At 46.8% G+C, this 21,249-nt stretch carries 17 protein-coding genes; 8 read left to right on the top strand and 9 right to left on the bottom strand.

Annotated features, from left to right (window positions below; all coding sequences use genetic code 11):
- Positions 1–229: 229 nt before the first annotated feature.
- From R7Q47_RS00920 to R7Q47_RS00900, 5 genes are read left to right on the top strand one after another with little or no spacing between them, the layout of a single operon-like run.
- Positions 230–1,441 carry an acetyl-CoA carboxylase biotin carboxylase subunit family protein gene (locus tag R7Q47_RS00920; RefSeq protein WP_137282966.1) on the top strand — a complete coding sequence of 404 codons (1,212 nt, stop codon included), beginning with the start codon at positions 230–232 and terminating at the stop codon, positions 1,439–1,441.
- Entirely contained in the window at positions 1,438–3,270 is a 1,833-nt protein-coding gene (locus tag R7Q47_RS00915) for an IucA/IucC family protein (RefSeq protein ID WP_248486096.1), read from the top strand. The genes R7Q47_RS00920 and R7Q47_RS00915 overlap by 4 nt, the downstream gene beginning before the upstream one ends.
- A gap of 6 nt (positions 3,271–3,276) precedes the next feature.
- Positions 3,277–4,482, top strand: a complete 1,206-nt coding sequence (locus R7Q47_RS00910) for an MFS transporter (protein ID WP_248486094.1) — start codon at positions 3,277–3,279, stop codon at positions 4,480–4,482.
- Positions 4,454–6,283 (top strand): IucA/IucC family protein, encoded by a 1,830-nt coding sequence (locus R7Q47_RS00905; RefSeq protein ID WP_213962292.1) that lies wholly within the window; start codon positions 4,454–4,456, stop codon positions 6,281–6,283. The genes R7Q47_RS00910 and R7Q47_RS00905 overlap by 29 nt, the downstream gene beginning before the upstream one ends.
- The gene (locus tag R7Q47_RS00900; protein ID WP_213962291.1) at positions 6,276–7,478 is read left to right on the top strand and encodes a type III PLP-dependent enzyme; all 1,203 of its coding nucleotides are present in this window, start codon (positions 6,276–6,278) and stop codon (positions 7,476–7,478) included. Before R7Q47_RS00905 ends, R7Q47_RS00900 begins: the two co-directional genes overlap by 8 nt.
- Positions 7,479–7,551: 73 nt before the next feature.
- On the opposite strand, the gene R7Q47_RS00895 is transcribed toward R7Q47_RS00900, so the two are convergent.
- From R7Q47_RS00895 to R7Q47_RS00885, 3 genes are read right to left on the bottom strand one after another with little or no spacing between them, the layout of a single operon-like run.
- On the bottom strand, positions 7,552–8,796 hold the full coding sequence (locus R7Q47_RS00895) for an ABC transporter substrate-binding protein (RefSeq protein WP_318088522.1): 1,245 nt from the start codon (positions 8,794–8,796) through the stop codon (positions 7,552–7,554).
- A 2-nt stretch (positions 8,797–8,798) separates the two neighbouring features.
- Positions 8,799–10,229 carry a HAMP domain-containing sensor histidine kinase gene (locus tag R7Q47_RS00890; protein ID WP_318088520.1) on the bottom strand — a complete coding sequence of 477 codons (1,431 nt, stop codon included), beginning with the start codon at positions 10,227–10,229 and terminating at the stop codon, positions 8,799–8,801.
- Complete coding sequence (locus tag R7Q47_RS00885; protein WP_005383484.1) at positions 10,219–10,926, bottom strand: response regulator; 708 nt, start codon at positions 10,924–10,926, stop codon at positions 10,219–10,221. Before R7Q47_RS00885 ends, R7Q47_RS00890 begins: the two co-directional genes overlap by 11 nt.
- Before the next feature lie 253 nt (positions 10,927–11,179).
- On the opposite strand from R7Q47_RS00885, the gene ptsG reads away from it, so the two are divergent.
- On the top strand, positions 11,180–12,622 hold the full coding sequence (gene ptsG / locus R7Q47_RS00880) for a glucose-specific PTS transporter subunit IIBC (protein ID WP_012842409.1): 1,443 nt from the start codon (positions 11,180–11,182) through the stop codon (positions 12,620–12,622).
- Positions 12,623–12,717: 95 nt separating this feature from the next.
- Here the strand turns inward: ptsG and R7Q47_RS00875 are convergent, their stop codons facing one another.
- A complete protein-coding gene (locus tag R7Q47_RS00875) occupies positions 12,718–13,164 on the bottom strand; it encodes a DUF302 domain-containing protein (RefSeq protein WP_053808215.1) in 447 nt (148 codons plus the stop codon).
- Between the two features lie 225 nt (positions 13,165–13,389).
- Between R7Q47_RS00875 and R7Q47_RS00870 the strand changes: the two genes are divergently transcribed.
- Positions 13,390–15,381: a U32 family peptidase gene (locus R7Q47_RS00870; RefSeq protein WP_213962289.1), complete on the top strand. Its 1,992-nt coding sequence runs from the start codon at positions 13,390–13,392 to the stop codon at positions 15,379–15,381.
- Positions 15,382–15,410: 29 nt separating this feature from the next.
- On the opposite strand, the gene R7Q47_RS00865 is transcribed toward R7Q47_RS00870, so the two are convergent.
- The 5 genes from R7Q47_RS00865 to R7Q47_RS00845 are packed head-to-tail and all read right to left on the bottom strand — an operon-like array spanning position 15,411 to position 20,282.
- Positions 15,411–17,060, bottom strand: coding sequence for a glycosyltransferase family 39 protein (locus R7Q47_RS00865; RefSeq protein WP_213962288.1), 1,650 nt, complete (start codon positions 17,058–17,060; stop codon positions 15,411–15,413).
- Complete coding sequence (locus R7Q47_RS00860) at positions 17,057–17,773, bottom strand: class I SAM-dependent methyltransferase (RefSeq protein ID WP_154204080.1); 717 nt, start codon at positions 17,771–17,773, stop codon at positions 17,057–17,059. The genes R7Q47_RS00865 and R7Q47_RS00860 overlap by 4 nt, the downstream gene beginning before the upstream one ends.
- Before the next feature lie 13 nt (positions 17,774–17,786).
- Positions 17,787–18,164, bottom strand: coding sequence for a GtrA family protein (locus R7Q47_RS00855; RefSeq protein ID WP_167415812.1), 378 nt, complete (start codon positions 18,162–18,164; stop codon positions 17,787–17,789).
- Entirely contained in the window at positions 18,151–19,101 is a 951-nt protein-coding gene (locus tag R7Q47_RS00850) for a glycosyltransferase family 2 protein (RefSeq protein WP_130545676.1), read from the bottom strand. The genes R7Q47_RS00855 and R7Q47_RS00850 overlap by 14 nt, the downstream gene beginning before the upstream one ends.
- Positions 19,102–19,109: 8 nt before the next feature.
- Positions 19,110–20,282, bottom strand: coding sequence for a glycosyltransferase (locus tag R7Q47_RS00845; protein ID WP_239945510.1), 1,173 nt, complete (start codon positions 20,280–20,282; stop codon positions 19,110–19,112).
- A gap of 266 nt (positions 20,283–20,548) precedes the next feature.
- On the opposite strand from R7Q47_RS00845, the gene R7Q47_RS00840 reads away from it, so the two are divergent.
- Positions 20,549–20,794, top strand: coding sequence for a DUF3297 family protein (locus tag R7Q47_RS00840; protein ID WP_005374689.1), 246 nt, complete (start codon positions 20,549–20,551; stop codon positions 20,792–20,794).
- Positions 20,795–21,249: the final 455 nt, after the last annotated feature.

Below are 21,249 nucleotides of genomic sequence, written 5' to 3'. Positions count from 1 at the left end.
TATAAAGCCAACGGATGGAAATAAGAACAAATATTATTTCTATTTGCAATATTAATTTTATGCTCTATATTTATTTACCCTAAAAACACAACTAACAACAAAAAAAACCAAATATCATAACAATAAACACTAAAACTTCTGCCCTCCGTCTCGAGAGAGGCACATTGGAAGACGACCGTGAGCGACTTTATCAACGTTAGAAGAAAATGTTAGAAAATTAGGAAAGCTCATGAAATCTACGATGATTATCGTAAGTCATGTCGTTAACGATGCAGTCACTCACGGCTTTGTGCCTGCAGCTAAAGCGATGGACCTTCACGTCGTTCTTATCACCGACCATAAGCTCAGCCATTTAGAGTTGGCGAGTCGTGATAGTCACTTTAATCCGGATACCATTCTAGAATGTGATGTCTTCAACCCATTAGAACTCATCGAAACCATCACGGAGCATGAATTAAAGCCAGACGCTATTTTCAGCAATAGTGATCACTTACAAACTTCCACCGCCATCTGCGCGCAATTTTTTGGCCTCCCATCCAAAGATTGGTCTGTCACGTTAAAGGCCAAAAACAAACACTTAACTCGACAAGTGTTAAATGAAAAATCCTTACCCAACACACAAAGCTGTTTGCTGCATCGCCATTCGAATGTGGCATTAGGCATGGCCTTCCCTGTCGTAGCAAAACCCAAAGAAGGCGTGGCAAGTTTAGATGTACAGCGCTGTGACTCCCAAAGCGAGCTCGATGCTTACTGCGAGGCGTTTTGGCAAAAGCACCCAAACGCCGCCATTCTGGTGGAGCAGTTTCTTCAAGGACCGTTGGTTACGCTCGAAACTTTAGGAGACGGTAACCAACTTATCGCCGTGGGCGGTTTTGATGTGTCGCTCTCTGAGCCGCCTTACTTTATCGAAACCGCCGCAGACTGGAACGGACCAAACGGCATTGCTCACCGAGAAGCTTGCTTGGCTCAACTGAAAGCGTTCGGCGTTGGTTTTGGAGTTTGCCACAGCGAATTTATCATCACGGAAAACGGCCCAGTTCTGGTGGAAATCAACTACCGCAGTATTGGAGATGGCCGCGAATTCTTGCTCAACAATCTCGCTCACTTCGGCTGGTTTAGCACGATTTTGGGTCTGCATCTGGGTCGAAGATTGGACGGCGATTACCAAATTCATGGGTCAGCGCACGTGCACTACGTAGTTGCGGGACACAGTGGTGTGATTGACGGAGGTTCGACGTCGTTCATCCAACACGATGACGATATCATCACCCAGCAACAGGTACTAAAAACCGCTGGAGAACACTTCCAACAGAGTTATTCCAATAAGGATTATCTCGCCCGAATTTCGATTGTCTCACCATCAGGGCGAAACCTCGACCAAGCGCTGCAGAACGCGCTTAGCAATTTCGATCTCGCTCCGACTCGTGAGGTGGCAGCATGAATGACAACGCTTTGTATCTAACGCAACGATTGATCGACACTTGCTTGCGCGAAGACATGTTTGGCATTTTGTCGAAGGCCAAGTTCAGTAGAGACGCGCCAAAAGGGGTAATTGTTCCTCAAGACGAGCAAGTCTGGCTGATATTTGCCAACTCTGATTTCACGTTGTATTTACCTGTTGCGCCAACGTATTACATGCAGCACTGGCGCTACGGTCACGCCAATGACGAAACACCACCAGGTTGGTGGGTGGAGAAAAATGGCCAAATCGAGCATCAACAGCATTACAAAGAGTGGATTGCGCTACTAACGACACTGGCGCACGAGAGCTCTCACGAGTTGCTGGCGGGATACCTTCAAGAACTGGAATGTGCAGAGAAACACAAAGCGCTGTGTGACCAAGCGTTTCATCATCACGCAGACCACATTTCTCAACCAATATCCGAGCTTGGTTCTTGGCATCAAAAACTGCTGCTAGCCGACCAGATCGCTTCTTACCTTGACCATCCGTACTATCCAACTGCGCGGGCGAAGTTTGGTCTGAGCGATAAAGACCTTGCTAAGTACGCGCCCGAGTTTGCACCAAGCTTTGCTCTGCATTGGATTGCGATTGAAAAATCACTGGTGACATTAACCAGCGAACAACCTGATTGCTGGCCAACCATGGAGCAAGTTGGGCTTCCTGCTGATTTTGCACTGAGCCACGTACTGTTCCCTGCGCATCCGCTCACCCTGCGATCTTTAGAAGCCTTACCCGAAGGTATGATAGAAGCGCCTTTAACGTATCTAGACGTGACGCCGACGCTTTCCGTTCGTACTGTGGTCGTCAACGAGGCACCGCACATTCACATCAAGGTTCCGCTGATCATGCGATCGCTAGGCACAAAAAATATTCGCTTAATCAAGCCTTCAACACTGTATGACGGCCACTGGTTTGAACGCCTACTCAGCCACCTTGAACAAACGGACGCCGACTTAAACAGTCGCTTGTTCCATTGCAACGAAAAACACGGTGGACACGTCGGCGAGGATAAAACCTTCGCGTACATCGTACGTGAGTACCCACTTATTCATTGCGAAGACAAAGCGCTAGTTCCGGTTGCCGCACTGGCAAGCCCAATGCCTGACGACCGCTTGTTCTTAGAACATTTGGCAGAACATTACTATCAACAAGATACGCTGGCGTGGTTCCAAGATTACGTCGATCTATTATGCCAAGTGCACCTCACCTTGTGGCTTCGTTATGGCATCGCATTGGAGTCCAACCAGCAAAACGCCATCATTGCATTTGATCAACAGGGCAAAATGACGCTCGCGATGAAAGACAACGACGCGGCGCGAATTTGGCCAGAGCGCTTCCACTTTGCAACAGAGCATGCTGCCCAAAAACACGTCGCAGGAACAACTCCCGTGGATTGTGATGAACTGCTCGACCAACGCATCAAAGTCGACAATGAATTGGCGCTCGGTCAGATGTTTACCACCATCACATTACAACTGGATATCGCAGCGATTGTAGAAGCCATGGCAGCGAAGGGCATTGCCTCTTCTGCATCGCTTTACGCCATCGTGGCCAAAAGCATTGCAGAGCAACTCAACCGACTAGAAAGCGGAGGGTTAGAGATAAAACTGGCACGCGAGTTACTGCAAGAAGCACCTGATTTGTACGCCAAGTACTTGTTGAGCTCTGGCAGTTTGCTTTCGAAAGAAGCCTCCGGCGCGAGCGACATCAATAAGTTCTATGGTTTGTCGGCCCCGAACTTCTTACTGCTTTCTAGCGAAGAAGCGCAACGCGCCTACATAGAAGCCATCAAAAAAAGCGTACGTTAAACGATTATGACCAAACTCATCTACAGTGTGTTGTTGTGCCACTTTATCGCTGCGTTTGCCGCGTTAGGTATGCCGCTATTTCTACCCGTCGTGTTGCCAACGTTAGGCGCAAGCATTGATGCGGACTGGGCAGGGGTATTGTTTATCCTACCTACGTTTTGTACTGCGTTGGCAGCGCGATTTTGGGGCAACTTTGCCGATCGCTACGGTCGCCGCCGCTCACTCTTGCGTGCGCAACTTGGCCTTGCAACAGGGTTTGCGCTGTGCGGCTTGGCAGACAACCTCGCCATGTTTGTGTTTGGTCTTATTGTTCAAGGAACCTTTGGCGGCACCATGGCCGCCTCGAACAGCTACTTATCTAGTCAAATTAAAGAAGCCAAAACACTCGGCAAGTCACTCAATAAAACCCAACTATCTGCTCGCTTGGCGCTGATCGTTGCGCCCATTGGGCTTGGCTGGAGCTTGTCAGAGACCAACCCGCTCAACGCATACCTTTGGTTATGCGTTTTGCCTTTAATTGCTATGGGCATCACGCTAACACTGCCAGCGGATAAACCCGCCGAACAAAACCTCGAAAAGCCAAACTCAGAATCTCAGCAAGAACAACCTGTTGCAAAGAAAAACGCAATGCATGCCATTCGTTGGATCTTCTTTGCTCAGTTCGGGTTTGCGTTTTCTATGGTGGTGACCTTTCCTTATTTCTCGCCGTTTGTGCAGCAATATGGCATCACTCACCACGCATGGATCGGTTTTTTGTACGCACTGCCGCATGGCGTCTATCTGTTGCTGGCAGGCAAAATCCACGTGTTGTCAGATGGGCTGAATCGCCATCAACCGCTGCGCACGTTGTGGCTCGGGTTTGCATTGCTTGCCGTGAGCTCTGCCTTGCATTTGATTGCGTCCGAAATCGCACTCATTGCTGCGAGAATTATCTTCGGCATCGCGATGGTGTGTTGTTATCACGGATTACATCAGCATCTTGCGAGCAATCTGGATCGCAAACTCAGTGGCAAAGTATTTTCTCGCTTTGATGCCATGTCCAAATGGGGTGGCGTGGCGGCGGGATTTTGCGCTTCTTTCATTTCTAGCTTGGGGCTACTTGAGGTTCCTTTCCTACTTTCTGCGATAGTCAGCGTAATCACCTTGATCGCGCTGGTTCTCCATTCAAAATTTGGAAATCAACATGTTACAAACTCAATCCTCTCAGACTAGCGAGTTGCGCGCGCATGATGTGCAGCTCAATCGTGAGAAAGCCCAACTCAACACGATAATGGGTGTTCTTAATTGTTACTTACGGGAATTTGCGTTACCGAATCAACAAGTGGAATGGCACTACCAATCGACAACGCTACCCCAAACGTTAAAACGCAACTATTCCGCCAAGCAGCGGGTAGCCGTTCATCTTTCTCAACAAAATGGCCTGCTGGTTTTGCCGGTTCACTATGCGAGTAAACTGGGAAAAATCAAATTGGCAGAACTGCCTTGGGCGAAAATGCCGGGTTCTGGTTGGGCGAAATTGGATGCCACGCAAACTCTTACGCTTTTGCTTAACTATCTCAAGCAGGTGTTGGCGATCCCATTTAACCATGAGCTGATCGAACAACTGGAAAATAGCGTGCTGGTTACCGAGCAGTTTCTCAACGTCGCGCCCAAATCGCATCACAACGAATTTATCGCTTCGGAACAATCTCTGATTTGGGGGCATACTTTCCATCCGACCCCGAAAAGTCGTTCGGGCGTCACCATGGATGATCTCTTGGCGTTTTCTCCAGAAGTCGGCGCGCAAGTCCCGCTGTACTGGTTTGAAGTGGATACGTCCTTACTTGATGTGCTGAGTTCCGACGGAGAAGCTAACCCTGCGCAGCACATGCTACAACAGCTCGCGCCACAACACACCACCAGCAATGGGAAGACCCTCTACCCTTGCCATCCTTGGGAAAGCTACACCATTTTGAGCAACCCAAGCGTGAAGCGCTCCATTGAACAAGGCAAAATCACGCCACTGGGTTTAGGTGGTGAAAAGATGCAGCCGACCTCTTCAGTTCGTACCCTCTACCACCCAGATATGGACTGGTTTGCGAAATTCTCCATCAACGTACGATTAACCAATTGCGTGCGTAAAAACGCGTGGTACGAACTCGACAGCGCCGTGCAGCTCACGTCGATTCTCAAACCGATTCGAGAAAACGAACAGCTGCACAACCCTGTATTTAAAGTGATGACAGAGCCTTACGCCACCACATTAAATCTAGAAAGTGTCGCTGAGCGTAATTGGGATGACAACACCAAAGCGCGCGAATCGTTTGGGATTTTGTATCGCGAAAATTTCTCGCTGAGCGAAGTCGATATCTTAAAACCAACCCTCGCTGGCGCTCTGTTTGCTTACGACAAAAACGGCAACAGTTGCATTGCTCAACGCCTTAAAAACAAAGCGCGTACTACGCAAAATCGCTATTCCGACATCGCGACACTGTGGTTTGAACGCTATTTGCATTGCCTAATTCCGGGCGTGTTTAATTACTACTTCAAACACGGGGTGGCGTTTGAGCCGCATTTGCAAAACACCTTGATTGGCTTTGAGCAAGAGATGCCGTGTTGTGTTTGGATTCGTGATTTGGAAGGCACTAAATTACTGCCGGAGTTTTGGCCAGCAGAAACATTAACTGATTTGTCTGAACGCGCGCGACAATCGGTTTACTACAGTCGCGAACAAGGCTGGAATCGCATCGGATACTGCACCTTCATCAACAACATCAGCGAAGCGATTTTCTTCATCGCAGAAGGTGATGAGCCACTAGAGCAAACGCTGTGGAATGCGGTGCAAAGTGCCATTGTGCGTTGGCAATCAGTGAATGGAAAACAGCCGGAACTAGAAGCGTTGCTGAATGGCGGTCACTTCCCAAGCAAAAATAATTTCACCACGCGTTTGATGCAAAAAGCCGATAAGGAGTCGGGCTATACCCAAGTCGCCGCGCCTTGGCAGCAACACGAAAAAGGAGCGCAACATGTCTAATTCACTCTCCCTACCGACACGCGTTAGCCAGCAAGTTCACACGCTCGCACAGCAGCAAAATCAACCCTTGTGCGCGTACGTGTATGACCTAAACGCCTTAGAAGAACACATCAAACAACTGCGTCACGTTTTGCCGAAAAATGTCGAGCTATTTTACGCAGCCAAAGCCAATCCATCGGGCCCGATTCTCAAAACGCTCGCGCCGTATGTCGATGGTTTTGAAGCGGCATCTGGCGGGGAGTTGGCACACCTCCACCAGCAGCAACTCGATAAGCCATTGATCTTCGGTGGCCCAGGAAAAATGCCAAGTGAATTGCAACAAGCGATTGAGCTGGATGTTGATGCAATTCATGTCGAAAGCCTCACCGAGCTAAAGCGCATTGGAGCAATAACCGAGCGCCTCAACCGCCCTGCTTCGATCTTTTTGCGTATGAACATTGATATTGGCGACATCACGCTCAGTAAGTTGGCGATGGGTGGCAAGCCGACTCCTTTTGGTTTGGACGAGTCCGAACTGAGCAATGCTTTGATGTTGCTGCGCGATTTCCCGCAAGTGTCACTGAAAGGCTTCCATTTTCACTTGATGTCGCATCAGCTTGATGTTGAACGTCACTTAGCGTTAATGCAGCGCTATTTCCAAGTCGTGAAAGCGTGGCAACAAGAGTTTGAACTCGGTGAGCTGATGATCAACTTAGGCGGAGGCATGGGGATTAACTACCAAAACCCTGAGCAACACTTTCCGTGGATGGAGTTTTGCGACAAGTTGGAATTCCTCATCGCTAAAGAGCAAGTGCAAGATTGGACACTGCGTTTTGAATGCGGACGTTTCATCACGGCGGCATGTGGTTATTACGTGATGGAAGTGCTCGATATTAAGCAAAATCTTGGCGAAAACTTTGTCATCGCACGCGGGGGAACTCACCACTTCCGCACGCCAGCAGCGCAGAGCCATGATCATCCATTCGTCATCCTGAAAAGCGAGCAACACCATGAGATTTCTCACTCAATTCAGCATGCACAAGCGACCTTTGTCGGCCAGCTTTGTACGCCCAAAGATGTGCTGGCACGCAATCAACACGTCGCCCACGTCGATATTGGTGATTATGTTGTGTTTACCTTAGCGGGCGCCTATGCGTGGAACATCTCCCATCAAAACTTCTTGATGCATGAACCGCCGATCTTCCACTATTTCTAAACGGCACACTTCGCTTTACTCAAGCCCCAATCATTGGGGCTTTTTTATTCCACTCGGCACAAATTCATTGCCATTAACCGCTTTGCGAAATAGCAATAATGCGTTTTATCAGCTCGTCGGGTTCCATCTTGGGATTGCGGTAAAAACGGAAGATTTCCGAGTTTATCGCTTGCTGAGCAACCGGATTGACCGCCATTGAATCAATCATACTCGGCACAGCGAGGTTGTGTTTAACGCCGTAGTGAAAGTCTTGATATGACTGGACCTGACACGGATTAAAATCGCTGATGTCGATATCGGTGCGTACCGGAATCGAGCCTTTTACCTTATTGAACTTAGCTTGAAACTCGACGTCTGCCAGCGCGCTTGCGGTTTGCTGAGCAGCCTCGGAAGAAAACGACTTGCTCGACATAAACACCAAGCTGTCCATGTTGTAGAGGAATACACCATCGCTGTCAGGCGTTGGGTAACAGCCGACCTCTTGCGGAACTGAGACTTGATTGGCGAGCAGCTCACCCAAAATCCAATCACCGCCGATTTGAAACAGCGCTTGACCGTCGGCTAGCGCTTGGGTCGCCGTATCCCACTTACTGTCGGGTAATTGGTTGTCGATCAACAAGCTCAGGCGGCGAAATTGCGTCAACGCTTGGCGCAGGGTATCACTGTCGATGCTGTCTCGCTCAAGTTTAACCATTGCATTGGTGTAGAACTCAACGCCGCCAGTGGAGATCACTAAGTTCTCGAAAAGTTGGGCGACTTGCCACGGCTGCTCACCAACCGCGATCGGTACAATGCCATTTTGCTTAGCAAGCTCCATGGCGGCGAACATCTCTTGCCAGTTTTTCGGCGCGGATAGATTCAGTTGTTTAAGCAGCTTGTGGTTGACCCACAGCCAGTTCAAACGGTGCAGCGTAAGTGGCAGGGCGATATAGCCGTTTTGTGTTTTATTGATTTCGATAGACAGCGGGTAGAGCACCTCGTCCCAGCGCTGCTCATCGGCAACCTCGTTGACGTTGTGCAAAATACCGATGGCATCCCACGCCTTAATACTTGGCCCTTCGATTTGCGCGAAGCTCGGTGGATTACCCGCCAGCGCGCGAGCTTGCAGTACCGTCATCGCGCTGTCACCACCACCGCCTAACACCGGGCTTTGCAGCAGCTCAATATCGTGCTGTTTCAGTTGCGCTTTAAGTGTTTGCAGCGCTTGCTGTTCGCCGTCAGAAGTCCACCAATGTAAAAACTCTACCCCTTGTGGCGACTCAGCGTGAGCGACGCAAGGGGCGAGCAACAGTGGGAACAATAATGCCAGTTTGTTCATAGTCAGTCTCTCGGGAAAGTTAGTGTGGCGCAGAGGCCGCCAAACTGAGAATGGCTCAGCAACAAACTGCCGCCATGAGCCTTTGCAATACTCTGTGAAATGGTTAACCCCAGCCCACTGCCTTCTTTATCGTTGCTAGCGCGGAAGTATGGCTGGCAGAGCTTTTCAAGTAATAAATCGTCAACACCGTCACCGTGATCTTCAATTTCAATCTGGATCGACTCTGGGCTTTCACTCAGCGTAATGTCCGCTTGATGGCCGTATTTGAGCGCGTTATCGACCAGGTTCTGAATACAGCGTTTAATCGCTAATGGTTTACCAGCAAAGTGGGTGCGGATTTCGCCGTGGATGCGAATTGTGTCCGGCGCATCGGCGATATTGGCGGAAATGTGCTGAATCAGTTGGGTGAAATTGATCGGCTCGATTTCCTCGTGGATATCGGTCTCTTTAATGCATTGCAATGCGCCTTTGACCATCAAGTCTAGGTCGTTACTCAGGCGGATAAAGCGTTCTCGGTCGGCGTCGTCATCCAGCATTTCCGCCCGCAGTTTTAGGCAGGCTATCGGCGTTTTCAGATCGTGGGAGATGGCGCTGAACAGCATCTCGCGGTCTTTAATGTGGCTGTCGATGCGTCGATTCATCTTGTTAAACGCACGTACCGCCGCTTTCAGTTCGTTACTGCCGCGCTCAGAGACTTCGGGCACGCCTAATCGGCTCGACATCAGGGTTGCGGCTTTTGCCAGCTCTCGAATCGGTTGAATCTCTTTGCGAACGATAAACCAGGTACACAGCAACAGCATTAACGCGGACAGCAATAGCGTCAGCCATTGGCGCAGCTCAAAATAGTTAGTCTCTAGGTTGATGTAAGGCGCGGGTAGCACCGCCGCGAGATAAAACCATTCGTTCTGCGCGACTTCGACCTGCATCACCAGAATGGGTGGGTTGAGGTCACCAAACGAAAGCGAATAATGCGCCCACAATAGTGGCAGTTCGTCGATAGGTAGCTCGTTGTTGAACACTTTGAGTTTGTCGCGCTGGGTAAACTCCACCTCGATATTAGGAATGCCGCTTAGCTCGTTTTCTAATACTTCACGAACTTGGTTGATGACCAACGTTTTGCGCTCGCTCTCTGGCAGTGGGTCGACGTTAATCTGGTGATTGTTGAGTGAGACGAAAAAGCGCGTGCCGCCCATGTTGCGCAGTTGATTGAGCACCAAGTGGCGATATTCAGAAGGGAGGGTTTGAAAGAAAGCGATGGTGGAAGAAGCGCTCAGTGCTAAGCTTTTAACTGTGGTGGTCAGGCCCTCTTTATCGCGTTCGCTGGCGTGTTGATACCAGATAATCCCGGATAATACCTGCGCCAGAATGATCACCAGCAACAAGAACACACTGGTACGAACGACCAGTGATCCCGTCCAGAGTTTAATTCTCATAATGCACGTCCGTGGTCAGCATGTAGCCTTTGTTGCGCACCGTTAGGATCAGCGAGCGGTCTTTATCTTCAAGGTGATGACGCAAGCGGCTGATCTGCACGTCGATGCCGCGTTCAAACGGGTCGGCATCGCGTCCCCAGATCTCGCGCGCAATGTCATCGCGAGACAATATTGATTGCGCGTGGTTGACGAACAAACCGAGCAGCGACAAATCCGCGCCACTAAGTTGCTTGACCTCGCGGCTAGCAACGTGGGTCAGTTGCCGGGTTACGGTATCTAACAACCAATCGTCAAAACGCACTTTACGCGTCAGTTTGCTATTGGCGGTCGATTGGCTGCGTCTCAGAATGGTTTTGATTCGTGCGAGCAGTTCACGCGGGCTGAATGATTTGGTGATGTAGTCGTCAGCGCCCATTTCTAGCCCCGCGACTCGGTCGGCTTCTTCAGTGACGGCGGTCAGCATGATGATCGGGATATCGGAGTTTTTGCGCAGTTTCTGGCACAGGGTAAAGCCGTCTTCACCGGGCATCATAATATCGAGGATGATCAAATCAGGATGGTGATCGTTGAGCAGTTGCCACATCACGCCGCCGTTTTCCGCGCAAAGCACTTCAAACCCTGCGCGGCCAAGGTAATCTGACAAGGCTTCACGAAGGTCGAGGTTGTCATCGACGACCAGTATCTGCTTGTTTTCCATCCTACTTTCCCTGTGTCCGTCCCTGAGTTTGGCGCTGGCCAATATGATGCATTCTTAAACGCCCATGCACAATCGAGCCGATTACAATTTTCACTTCTCGGTGCAAGAGATTTGTAAGCGGCCACTTACAAACTGATTGCCTTTTGTAACCTTAGGCACTGCCTTGCTCGCTATGATCATCCTGACCTTACGTGAAACAACATGACCTGAAGGAATCAGGTCCTACAACACTGGCATTCGTCAGGAGGAAACCATGTTTGCAAGTATATTTGGACAACTACAAAAAATAGGGCGGTCGTTGATGCTGCCTGTGGCGGTGTTACCAGTGGCTGGCTTGATGCTGGGTATTGGTAACGCGGGTTTTGCGTTTATTCCAGACGCGGTCAACAAAGTGATGCTCGCCGCCGGTGAAGGCGTGTTCGGCAACATGCAGTTGATGTTTGCGGTCGGTGTAGCGCTCGGGTTATCAAAAGGCAATGACGGTGCGGCTGCGCTCGCTGGCTTAGTTGGCCTAATTATTATGAACGCATCGCTCGGTATCGTGACTGGTCTGCGTGGCTTAGAAACTGACGCCACCATCATGGGCGTTGAGACGCTGCAAACCGGGGTGTTTGGCGGCATCTTTATCGGTGCGGTCGCGGCAATCATGTACAACCGCTTCTACAATATCAAACTGCCGGAATATTTGGGCTTCTTCGCGGGTAAGCGATTTGTGCCCATTGTCACCGGTCTATCGGCGATCGTCGTTGGTGCGATTCTCGCGTTTGCATGGCCACCTGTCGGACAACTTCTTGATGCATTCTCTCATTGGGCAGCGTACCAAAACCCTGTACTCGCTTGGGCGGTTTACGGCGCGGGTGAACGTTCTTTACTCCCTGTTGGTTTGCACCACATCTGGAATGCGCCGTTCTTCTTTGAAGTGGGCAGCTACGTAGACCCAGAAACAGGCAAAGAGTTTACCGGTGAGCTCACTCGCTTCTTCGCGGGCGATAAAACCGCAGGTTATCTGTCTGGTGGCTTTATGTACTCCATGTGGGCGCTACCAGCAGCGGCACTGGCGATTTACCACTGCGCGTCTCCAGAGCGCAAGAAAATCGTCGGCGGTTTGATGATGTCTGCGGCGTTGACCTCTTGGTTAACCGGTATCACTGAGCCAATCGAATTTACCTTCCTATTCGTCGCGCCAGTGCTGTACGTGATCCATATTTTCCTCACCGGTATTGCGTTTGCGATCACCGCATTTTTGGAAATCAAACACAGTACTGACTTTGCGCACGGTGCGATTCAGTTCTTCCTTTACTACCCAATGTCGACCAACGCGTGGATGTTCATCATCATCGGTCCAATCTGGGCGACGCTGTACTACGGCTTGTTCCGCTTCCTAATTGTGAAGTTGGATCTGAAAACGCCGGGTCGTGAAACCGACATTGCAGAAGTGAAGATTGCCGGACAGCCTGATGAAATTGCGGTGGATGTAGTCGCTGCATTGGGCGGCAAAGCAAACATCAAGTCAGTCGATGCGTGTATCACTCGTCTGCGTGTCTCGGTGAAAGACATTGCCAATGTTGATGTTGCTAAGCTAAAAGCGCTCGGCGCGCGAGATGTGTTAGTAATTGGCGACAGTTTACAAGCGATTTTCGGTACGCAGTCTGACTCAATTAAGTCAGAAGTGCACAGCGTACTCGCCGCCTCCTGATCTTACCTCCCCCAATCTAGGTAAGATTTGCCAACCTCCTTGTGAGGTTGGCTTTTTCGTTTTCGGAGTAAAAAAAGCGAAGCCAATAACCAGCCCTACTTCGCCGCCGCGTTGGTTAAATTGCCCAGCACGCCGCTGATTTTGTTCAATACCTCGTCGCAGCCTTCAATATGATGGCGCTGTTTTAAATACATCGGATCGTTGTAAGCTAACCACGTTTTGCCTTCATCATCTTCATACACCAACACTTTTTGGGGTAAATCGAGCGCCACTTCCTGCGCACAGATCATCAGTGGCGTGCCCACTTTAGGGTTTCCAAACACGATAACTTCGGTTGGTCGCAACGTCATATCGACTTTCGTGGCATTCTCTTGATGGTTAATGCGCGCAAAGACGTTCAACCCTTTTTCTTGCGCGATAGCGACAAATTTATCCGCCGTATCTTTTGCTGAATGCGTGCTCGCAACGGTTACCACACCCTCACCAGCCAACGCACTCAATGACGTCAACGCCACGACCAACCCGATGATTACTTTTTTCATTTGTCGTCCCTTCCTCTCTGAGTCGAAAACTAGATATAGAAAAACCAAGTGTAGGAAAACTATAGAAGTCAAATTCCGCTATCGCGAATTGCACTCTACCCACTCAAGAGTCGACCGTGTAACACGGATAAATTGATTCAGATTAATAAAGCATTAACTAGCCGAGCATCAAAAGCGTGAAATACGTAACATTTGCAGCCTATTTTAGTAAGAAAGAGAAAAGTAGTGACACGCGATCAATTTGAGTTATTAGCACCCGGTGGTGATTTAGATTCCATCAAAGCCGCCATTGCCGCTGGCGCCGATGCAATTTACTGTGGGCTCGACCGCTTCAATGCTCGTAACCGAGCGACCAACCTCACCTTAGATAACTTAAATGGCGTGTTAACGTTGGCCCATCAGCACAGCTGTAAGATTTTCCTAACGTTGAATGTGCTGATTTTAGAAAGTGAAATTCCAGCGATTGTTCGCTTACTCAGCCAACTGAACACCACCAAAATCGATGGCGTGATCGTGCAAGATCTCGGTCTGGCCTACATTCTCAAACATCACTTTCCCGATTTGGATGTGCACGCTTCAACGCAACTGAACACGCATAACGAAGGCCAGATCCTCTTTCTCAACCAGCTCACCGCAAGCCGAGTAAACTTATCTCGCGAACTTAACATCGATGAAATAAAACATCTGGCGCAATTTGGTCGCGAGCACAACGTAATGATGGAAGTGTTTGTCCACGGCTCATACTGCATCGGATTCTCCGGAATTTGCTACATCAGTTCCGCTCGCAATGGCGCATCAGGAAACCGTGGACGCTGCAGTCAACCTTGTCGCGAACAGTACGAAACGACCAAAACGGGCAACAGCTACCCACTCAATATGAAAGACAACTCCGCCTTTGGGGACTTGGAAGCGCTTGCCGATGCTGGCGTGTATTCTTTAAAAGTAGAAGGGCGAATCAAGAAATCGCACTACGTCTATACCGTGGTCGACAATTGGCGTCAGCAAATCGATCGCTTGTGCGAGGGTTTGGAGCTCTCTGAAGACACCACCGAGTTGTACACGGTGTTCAACCGTGATTTCTCCAATGCATTTTTACAAGGTAATTTCGGCAAGGCGATGTACATCGACAACCCACGTGACCACGCTGTAAAGCATTTTTCGAAGGTTTATCAATGCCAGTCTGCTGATGATGTGCAAGCGGTGAAAAAGAAACTCTACGACGACAAAACCGCGATCATTGAGAAAGTGGCAGAGCAAACCAAGTCGTTCGATGTCGCTTCGACACAAGTATCCGGCAGCAGCTTGAAAGGGTCGATTGATGTGCCAACTCTGCCAGCGTTACCTCAACCAGAACCTCGCCAAGGTGCGCCAAAATTATCGGTTCTGATCTCGTCAGCACAAGAAGCCATGCTGTGCGAATACCAAGACATTGATGTTTACTATCAATTGCCAATGGGATTGTCTGGTGAACTGAGCGCGATGATTGAATTGTTCCAAGCCAACCCAATGCTCAAACCTTGGTTCCCTGCCATTTTGATTGGCGAAGACTACCAAGCCGCTCGTGTATTTTTGGAAACCATCCAACCTGAATTGTTGATCACCAACAACTCAGGCGTCGGCATGATCGCAAAAGAGCTCGGCTTAGGCTGGGTGGCAGGCCCACAAATGAACACGGTGAACTCATACGCGTTTAAATGCCTTCAAGACGAGTTCGCGGCAAGTGGCGCGTTTGTTTCTAACGAGCTGAATATGAAGCAGATGCGCCATATCAAGCGTCCGCAAAACATGCGCAGCTTCTACAGCATTTATCATCCAAATACCCTACTCACGAGCCGCCAATGTTTATTCCAACAAACCGAAGGATGCCGTAAGGTGAAGGTCAACAAAGGTTGTTTGAAACGCTGTGATAAACGCACGTCTATCATCAACTTAAAAGACAATCCTTACGTGGTACAAAAACAAAAAGGCAGCCACAATTCAATCTACAGCGAGCACAACATCTTAAACCTGCAAGTGCTGCACGATCTGCCGCAATTGTTTACCGATGTGTTGATCGATCTGCGTGATATCCAGACCGAAACGAAAGTCTCAGCAAGCAAACCTGAGTTGATTGACGCGTTCTTAGCTCTACTTGAAGAACACAGCGAACAAACCGTCCAAACGCTGAATGCCATGATTCAACCAACAGCCAACGCGCAGTATTTAAAGGGGTTATAGGGGAACAAAACTAGGTTCTACAACTTTTGCTAAGGGCCAAACAAATAGGGGGAACTCTCAGGATTGCTTTGCCTGAGCGCCTCAATGCCAAGATGAGAAAAATACCAATGAAGAGTACAAGTACCATCTTGGGACATCAGTGTATACGCTCCGGAGTTGAGCCATATCTTCTCTCCGACAGACACACCAACACCATCAATAAAGCAACGGTTCAAGCGATCACTCTCAAGCACGTACCAACCCGAGCGCAGTAAATCGCCTCGAACACTAGATTGTGTTTTTAACCCAAGAGCCAGAATAAACGGAGCAATAGATACATAGTGTTGCCGAAGAGCATCACGGTCCTCCTCTAATAACCAATCAGGAATTCGATAACTTTCGACGATGAGTATCGGCTTTACTGCACGAATTTCCTGCCAAACGTCATACTGACCCCGATAGTAGTTGTCTATCTTGATGGCAGATGTTCGCCAATGATAAGTCGATGGACGAAAAAGACCTATTCCTTCATAGGCAAAGACCGCATCGTCAACTTGCGTGTGCCTTTCTATGAATGTGTGTAGGGCGATTTGGTGCTGATTATTATGTTGTACCGGATAGTGGATGATACGAGCAATCACAATCAAGAATAGTACGATACAAGTGGTAACCGTTCCTTTCGACCACTCCCGAGTAGATGAAACAACGTACTGGATTGAGAACGCAACAAATACCGCAAGCAAAGGGTAAAGTGTGACCAAGTTATATGCATGATAGTGGGGGTTAGCCAAAACCGACAACACAGATAATATAACCAGAGCTATCAAAAACTGAGCTTGCTTAAACGACAGTACTTTCCGCTTACCGACACATATTCCCACTCCTATGAGAGCAAACAGCCAATAAACAATATCATGTAAAAAGTACTGTATCAGTACATCAACCTTCAGAGAATTTGCGTCACTAACATGCGATGTCGAATACAGAAATAAATCAAACGTCGTGTACAAAAACAGTTCAAGTGAAGAGATTCCAACGGTCGCAACAAACAAAGCCACGCAAGAGATAATGCCTAACAAAAGCGCACTGACATCCAAGACAAAGTCACGTACGGAGCGCTTTTGAATTAGCCGAATAAGCCCGAAGAGCCCAATCACTACGCCAATCAAAATCGCCTTAAATTTGAAGAGTATCGCAAGCCCGAATAATAACCCCACCCAAAACAATTTATGAGCATCACTTCCTGGGCACACATACAACACAATGATTATTTGTAACCAAAGAAAAAGAATAACGAGGTCAGGACGAAGGTCAATGCCACGCATCACCATCGCAGAAGAGGCAAAGAGCAATAACAATGTAGTGAGTGCAATATTGACTGTAAATATTTGGCGAAGAAGCACATAGACTTGCCAACCTATCGCCAACAAAAACAAAACAAAAAACGAACGAAAAACGTAAATAAGCTCGAATCGTTCGCCAAAGAAAAAGTAAACTGGCGTCATCCAATCAAAAAGCAAAGTATAGCTATCAACATTGAAGTCAAGATTCGGCCGTTTCCCAACGCTCATTAACCATGTGGTATAAAGCGCCATGTAATCATCATTAACGAGCGCGAGATTGAATATGATGTAAACATAAAAACCGAATAACAGACTTAAGTTAATCCCAAGTAGCCATCTAACTCTTGCTTCACTCATCGCTTCTTAAGTATCCAAACTTGTTTCGTTTTGAGTAAACTCGGCCAAATTGACTCAAGCCATATCAACGGGCGCATTAAAATGCCTGGAATAAAGTTATAGACAAAGCTAGGAAAGAGCAGGATCACTTGAGAGTCTATAACCTCGAAACCGTGTGCATCTGCCAGCTTGTAAATACTAGATGTGCTATTGGTGTAAACATCTCCTCCTAGCTGTTCAGAAAAAAGTCGAGTCCAAGTTCGCGGAGACCACCTTAGGCTATCAAAAATAAGATATCCTTCTGGTGCAATTACCCGTTCAAACTCCGAAAACAACCGATCTTGATCATCGCAATGAAACAGAAAACGACTAGATAATACTACTGAAAACTGCTGCTCTGGATATGTCGTTGAATAGATGTCTTGTTTAGAAAAATGTGTTTTTTGGAACAAAGGGTTCTCGTAACAAACTGCGAGCATCTCATCAGAGTAATCTGCCGCATAAACTTTTTTAAAGCCAGACGCCTTAATAGTTGGAAGCATTCTTCCCGTGCCACAGGGTATATCTAGAATTGACTCTTGCAAGGAGCAGATATTAAGAAACTGTGAAAACAAAGACACTTCAGACTGATGTACAAATTGTCCACCAACATTTGAAAAACGTAGATCTTCATACTTTTTCACCGTTTCAGAATCACTGTAGAAATCTTGTTTTTCTTGCCGATTCGTTTTCATAAGTCACCTCTTTTCAGCGCTGAAACAAATGAGCTTGATTAAAGATGATGCGTTTCATTAATAGATATACAATTGGGAAACGAATCAACACGACCAAAATCTGCGAAATGAGAACATGAATGCCTACAATACTTTTAAAGATATAAAGCAGCAAAACACTCAAGAACAATGATCCTGCCGTTATGGTGATGAATTTAAAAAAGCTTCTTACATTTGTACAAACAGAAAACGTATATATTGAGTTCATGATGTAACTAAAGGCAGAACCCACTAAAAAAGACAAAACAGAAGATGTCAAATAATAGACATCAAAATAAATAAGAACACAAAAAACGAGGTAACTGACCAGAGTATTCATGATACCCACTGAACCAAACTTAACTATCTTCATCGCTACTCTTTATATTCCTTGTGTAACGAATAATGTAATCGGGTCGGTCTTGACCTTGCTCGAAAATTCGCCCGACGTAAGAGCCGATTAAGGCAATAAAGAACAATAAAATCCCTGAGAAAAAGACTTGGAAAAAGATGATTGATGTCCAACCATCGACAGTTGTGCCAAAAACGAACTTACTTACTAGTGCTTTGGTGAGATATAACAAGCCAAGTGACCACATCAATGTTGAGATAACAAACATCAGTTGAATAGGAAAGCGGGAAAAATTAAGTACCGCGTCTGACGCTAAAGCAAACATCTTAGTAAGTGAATACTTCGTTTCTCCTGCATGTCTACCATCACGTTCATATTGAATAATGGTTTGATTAAATCCGATAATGGCAAAAATACCCCTCAAGTATTTGTGCTTCTCTCGGTAACATGAAATGGCCTCTCTAACTGGCTTAGTAAATGCTCGAAAATCACCGCAATCTTCAATTAAATTAGCGGGAGAAGTAAGGGATAAAAAGCGGTAAAACAATTTTGCACTAATTAGCTTAAAAGCGGTTTCATTTCTTCTCGACAAGCGTTGGGCATGGACGATATCAAAGCCTTTATCGATCTCTTCCAAGAACTGTGTAATAACTTCTGGGGGATCTTGAAGATCGATATCAATGGTAATATTAATATCTCCAGTTGCAGCTTCGATTCCAGCAAACAAAGCGGTTTGCTGCCCAACATTCGCAGCAAGATGCACGATCACTAATCGTTCATCCGCCATAGCCAGCTTGTCTAAAATTACTGCACTTTTATCAACACTAGCATCATTAACTACAACAAACTCAAACAAATACTGATCGTATTGCTTAGCAATTTCGCACAAACGCGAGTAATACTCCTCGATGACAGACTCTTCATTAAAACACGGAGCGATAAAGCTAATTTTATCCATACTCCCTCCTACCCAAGGCCGAGTGTTTGCGCATAGCCAGACACAAAACTTTCTAACGTATAACGAACTTTAAACTGCTCTATTTGATTTCTAGACATCTGGTCAAGTTGACCTAACTTAAAACCGTTCTCTATCGCACTTGCACTCGCTTCTAAATCATCCAGATCAATTTCAATGGCATTAGAACCGAATTGAATGACATCCGATAATTGCTCGAAATCCGGAATCGCAATCGGTAATCCGCAAGATACCGCCTCCACGATTAGGTTAGGTGTTAGGCTCGTTCCGACACATGTCCTTAGTGGTAAAACCAACAAATCTGCACTCGCCATCTCAACTGAAATATCAATGCTCTCTTTAAACTCTATTTGGTGATGTAGCTCATGTTTAGAAACAAGTTTCTCTATATTTGCTTGGTCGCCGAAGCCACTGAGACAGAGCGTTAGATCAAAATCGATACATTCTCGCTTCTTTAGTATTGCAGCCAATTCAATTAAAGCGTCAACGCCTTTTGATGGCTTAGAATGCCCGATATAAAGTAAAGACATTCTTTGTGTCTTCTTTGCAGGAATGGGTCGCGAAAAGTGCTCAGAAAAAACCCCATTTTGAATGAAATAGACTGGCAAATGAGACAGAGAAGATAACTGAAATTTCTGGTAGTTACTGTGCACAATCGCTTGACAAAAATTGTCTAACAAACGCTTGTATAAAGGCGCACTGATAAACGAATTAAATAGCAATAAATGTAAATACTTAAACCAATTCCGAAAAAAATAATGCTTGTTATTACGGACCTCGTCTAAGGTCAAATATGACTGCCAAATGGATAAAGTCGTCTGCTTTTGATATCGAGATTTTAAAAAGAAAAAAACCACCAATAGTTCTATAGGCGTAGCAATATGTAGGTTAACCTTCGCACTGTTGGTTTTCTCGATCAGCCTGTTGAGCTCTCTACATAAGTAAATAAGATTCATCAGCCCCTCAAACAGAGATTCATATCGACTCTCATTACGAAAGGTATGTTGTTCAACCTTAATATGAGAACGAAACTCAGTTGGAGTAACAGTGACAACATGATGTCCATTCTCAGTTAAGCACTGCGCTAAATTGACGAAGTTTTTACTCATTGCTTCTTTTTGATCACTTCGAAATCTAGCGATAGCTAAGATCACAAGTTCCATTTGTTTTCCTAATACTTATCGCACCTAATAACCATAGTATAAACAACGAGAACCTGAGAAACTGTTTACTAGTAAGAGAATCAAAATGATAAAAAGATAATGATTGAATTAGTTTTAAAAGGGCTCACCGAAAGAGCAAAAGGAGATAGATAAAAATCAGGGCTTTATTGCAGTTCGGTCCATTAAAACCAGTCACAGTCCTTGAACACTCGCCTTGCACTGACTACAATGACGCACTTTTTTTAATGACTTCAAGGTCACACAAAATGACAGATACAGCTAAACCAGCTCTACCAGATCGCCTAGCGGGTAACCCACGTAGCCCATTCTTCATCAAAGAATGCTTCGAGCACCAAATCGGTATTCGTATCAACGGCCAAGAGCGTACTGACGTAGAAGAATACTGCATCAGCGAAGGTTGGGTAAAAATTGCTTCTCCTAAAGCAAAAGACCGTTTCGGTAACCCAATGCTAATCAAGCTTAAAGGCGAAGTTGAAGCGTACTACGTGTAAGCTGACCACGCTGAATATATTTGAAAGCTCGAGTTTGACTCGGGCTTTTTTAATGCCTGTCATATCCCTTCCTCATTTAATCTCTTCCCTCTTCTTTTCAGTACAAAGTAGGGTCTGTTTATCTTTCGAGATTAAGTTTTGTTCGAGATAAAATCGTTTTAGGCGAGGCAAGGAGTGTGTAGCCTAGCATTCTAAGTAAATACTCCTTAACAAAGCATAGAACGATTTTAGCCGAACCCTTTGGACAGCGTTTGTTGGTCATTTCTACTGCGTTATCAGCTTTTTTATGTAGGCTAACTACACATCAAAGCTTCTGCCTTGCACAAATACCCAACAATTCGCTGCAAAAATCAGCTCGAAAGGTCAACAGACCCTAAACTCGATGTAAATCGCTGTTTTTATCTGATTGTTGTCTAAAGTTTCTAAAGAACGAACAGCAATAGCGATTGCCAAAA

The sequence above is a fragment of the Vibrio sp. Vb0349 genome, assembly GCF_033338975.1.
Note: the sequence above shows the minus strand (reverse complement) of the source record. Positions and strands in the feature narration are given on the sequence as shown.

Excerpts from the sequence above, each read along its gene's own strand:
- R7Q47_RS00840 (WP_005374689.1), top strand. The coding sequence starts at position 20,549 with ATGACAGATACAGCTAAACCAGCTCTACCAGATCGCCTAGCGGGTAAC.
- R7Q47_RS00910 (WP_248486094.1), top strand. The coding sequence starts at position 3,277 with ATGACCAAACTCATCTACAGTGTGTTGTTGTGCCACTTTATCGCTGCG.
- R7Q47_RS00885 (WP_005383484.1), bottom strand. The coding sequence starts at position 10,926 with ATGGAAAACAAGCAGATACTGGTCGTCGATGACAACCTCGACCTTCGT.
- R7Q47_RS00905 (WP_213962292.1), top strand. The coding sequence starts at position 4,454 with ATGTTACAAACTCAATCCTCTCAGACTAGCGAGTTGCGCGCGCATGAT.
- R7Q47_RS00845 (WP_239945510.1), bottom strand. The coding sequence starts at position 20,282 with ATGGAACTTGTGATCTTAGCTATCGCTAGATTTCGAAGTGATCAAAAA.
- ptsG (WP_012842409.1), top strand. The coding sequence starts at position 11,180 with ATGTTTGCAAGTATATTTGGACAACTACAAAAAATAGGGCGGTCGTTG.
- R7Q47_RS00920 (WP_137282966.1), top strand. The coding sequence starts at position 230 with ATGAAATCTACGATGATTATCGTAAGTCATGTCGTTAACGATGCAGTC.
- R7Q47_RS00895 (WP_318088522.1), bottom strand. The coding sequence starts at position 8,796 with ATGAACAAACTGGCATTATTGTTCCCACTGTTGCTCGCCCCTTGCGTC.
- R7Q47_RS00855 (WP_167415812.1), bottom strand. The coding sequence starts at position 18,164 with ATGAAGATAGTTAAGTTTGGTTCAGTGGGTATCATGAATACTCTGGTC.
- R7Q47_RS00860 (WP_154204080.1), bottom strand. The coding sequence starts at position 17,773 with ATGAAAACGAATCGGCAAGAAAAACAAGATTTCTACAGTGATTCTGAA.
- R7Q47_RS00900 (WP_213962291.1), top strand. The coding sequence starts at position 6,276 with ATGTCTAATTCACTCTCCCTACCGACACGCGTTAGCCAGCAAGTTCAC.
- R7Q47_RS00850 (WP_130545676.1), bottom strand. The coding sequence starts at position 19,101 with ATGGATAAAATTAGCTTTATCGCTCCGTGTTTTAATGAAGAGTCTGTC.
- R7Q47_RS00890 (WP_318088520.1), bottom strand. The coding sequence starts at position 10,229 with ATGAGAATTAAACTCTGGACGGGATCACTGGTCGTTCGTACCAGTGTG.
- R7Q47_RS00915 (WP_248486096.1), top strand. The coding sequence starts at position 1,438 with ATGAATGACAACGCTTTGTATCTAACGCAACGATTGATCGACACTTGC.
- R7Q47_RS00875 (WP_053808215.1), bottom strand. The coding sequence starts at position 13,164 with ATGAAAAAAGTAATCATCGGGTTGGTCGTGGCGTTGACGTCATTGAGT.
- R7Q47_RS00865 (WP_213962288.1), bottom strand. The coding sequence starts at position 17,060 with ATGAGTGAAGCAAGAGTTAGATGGCTACTTGGGATTAACTTAAGTCTG.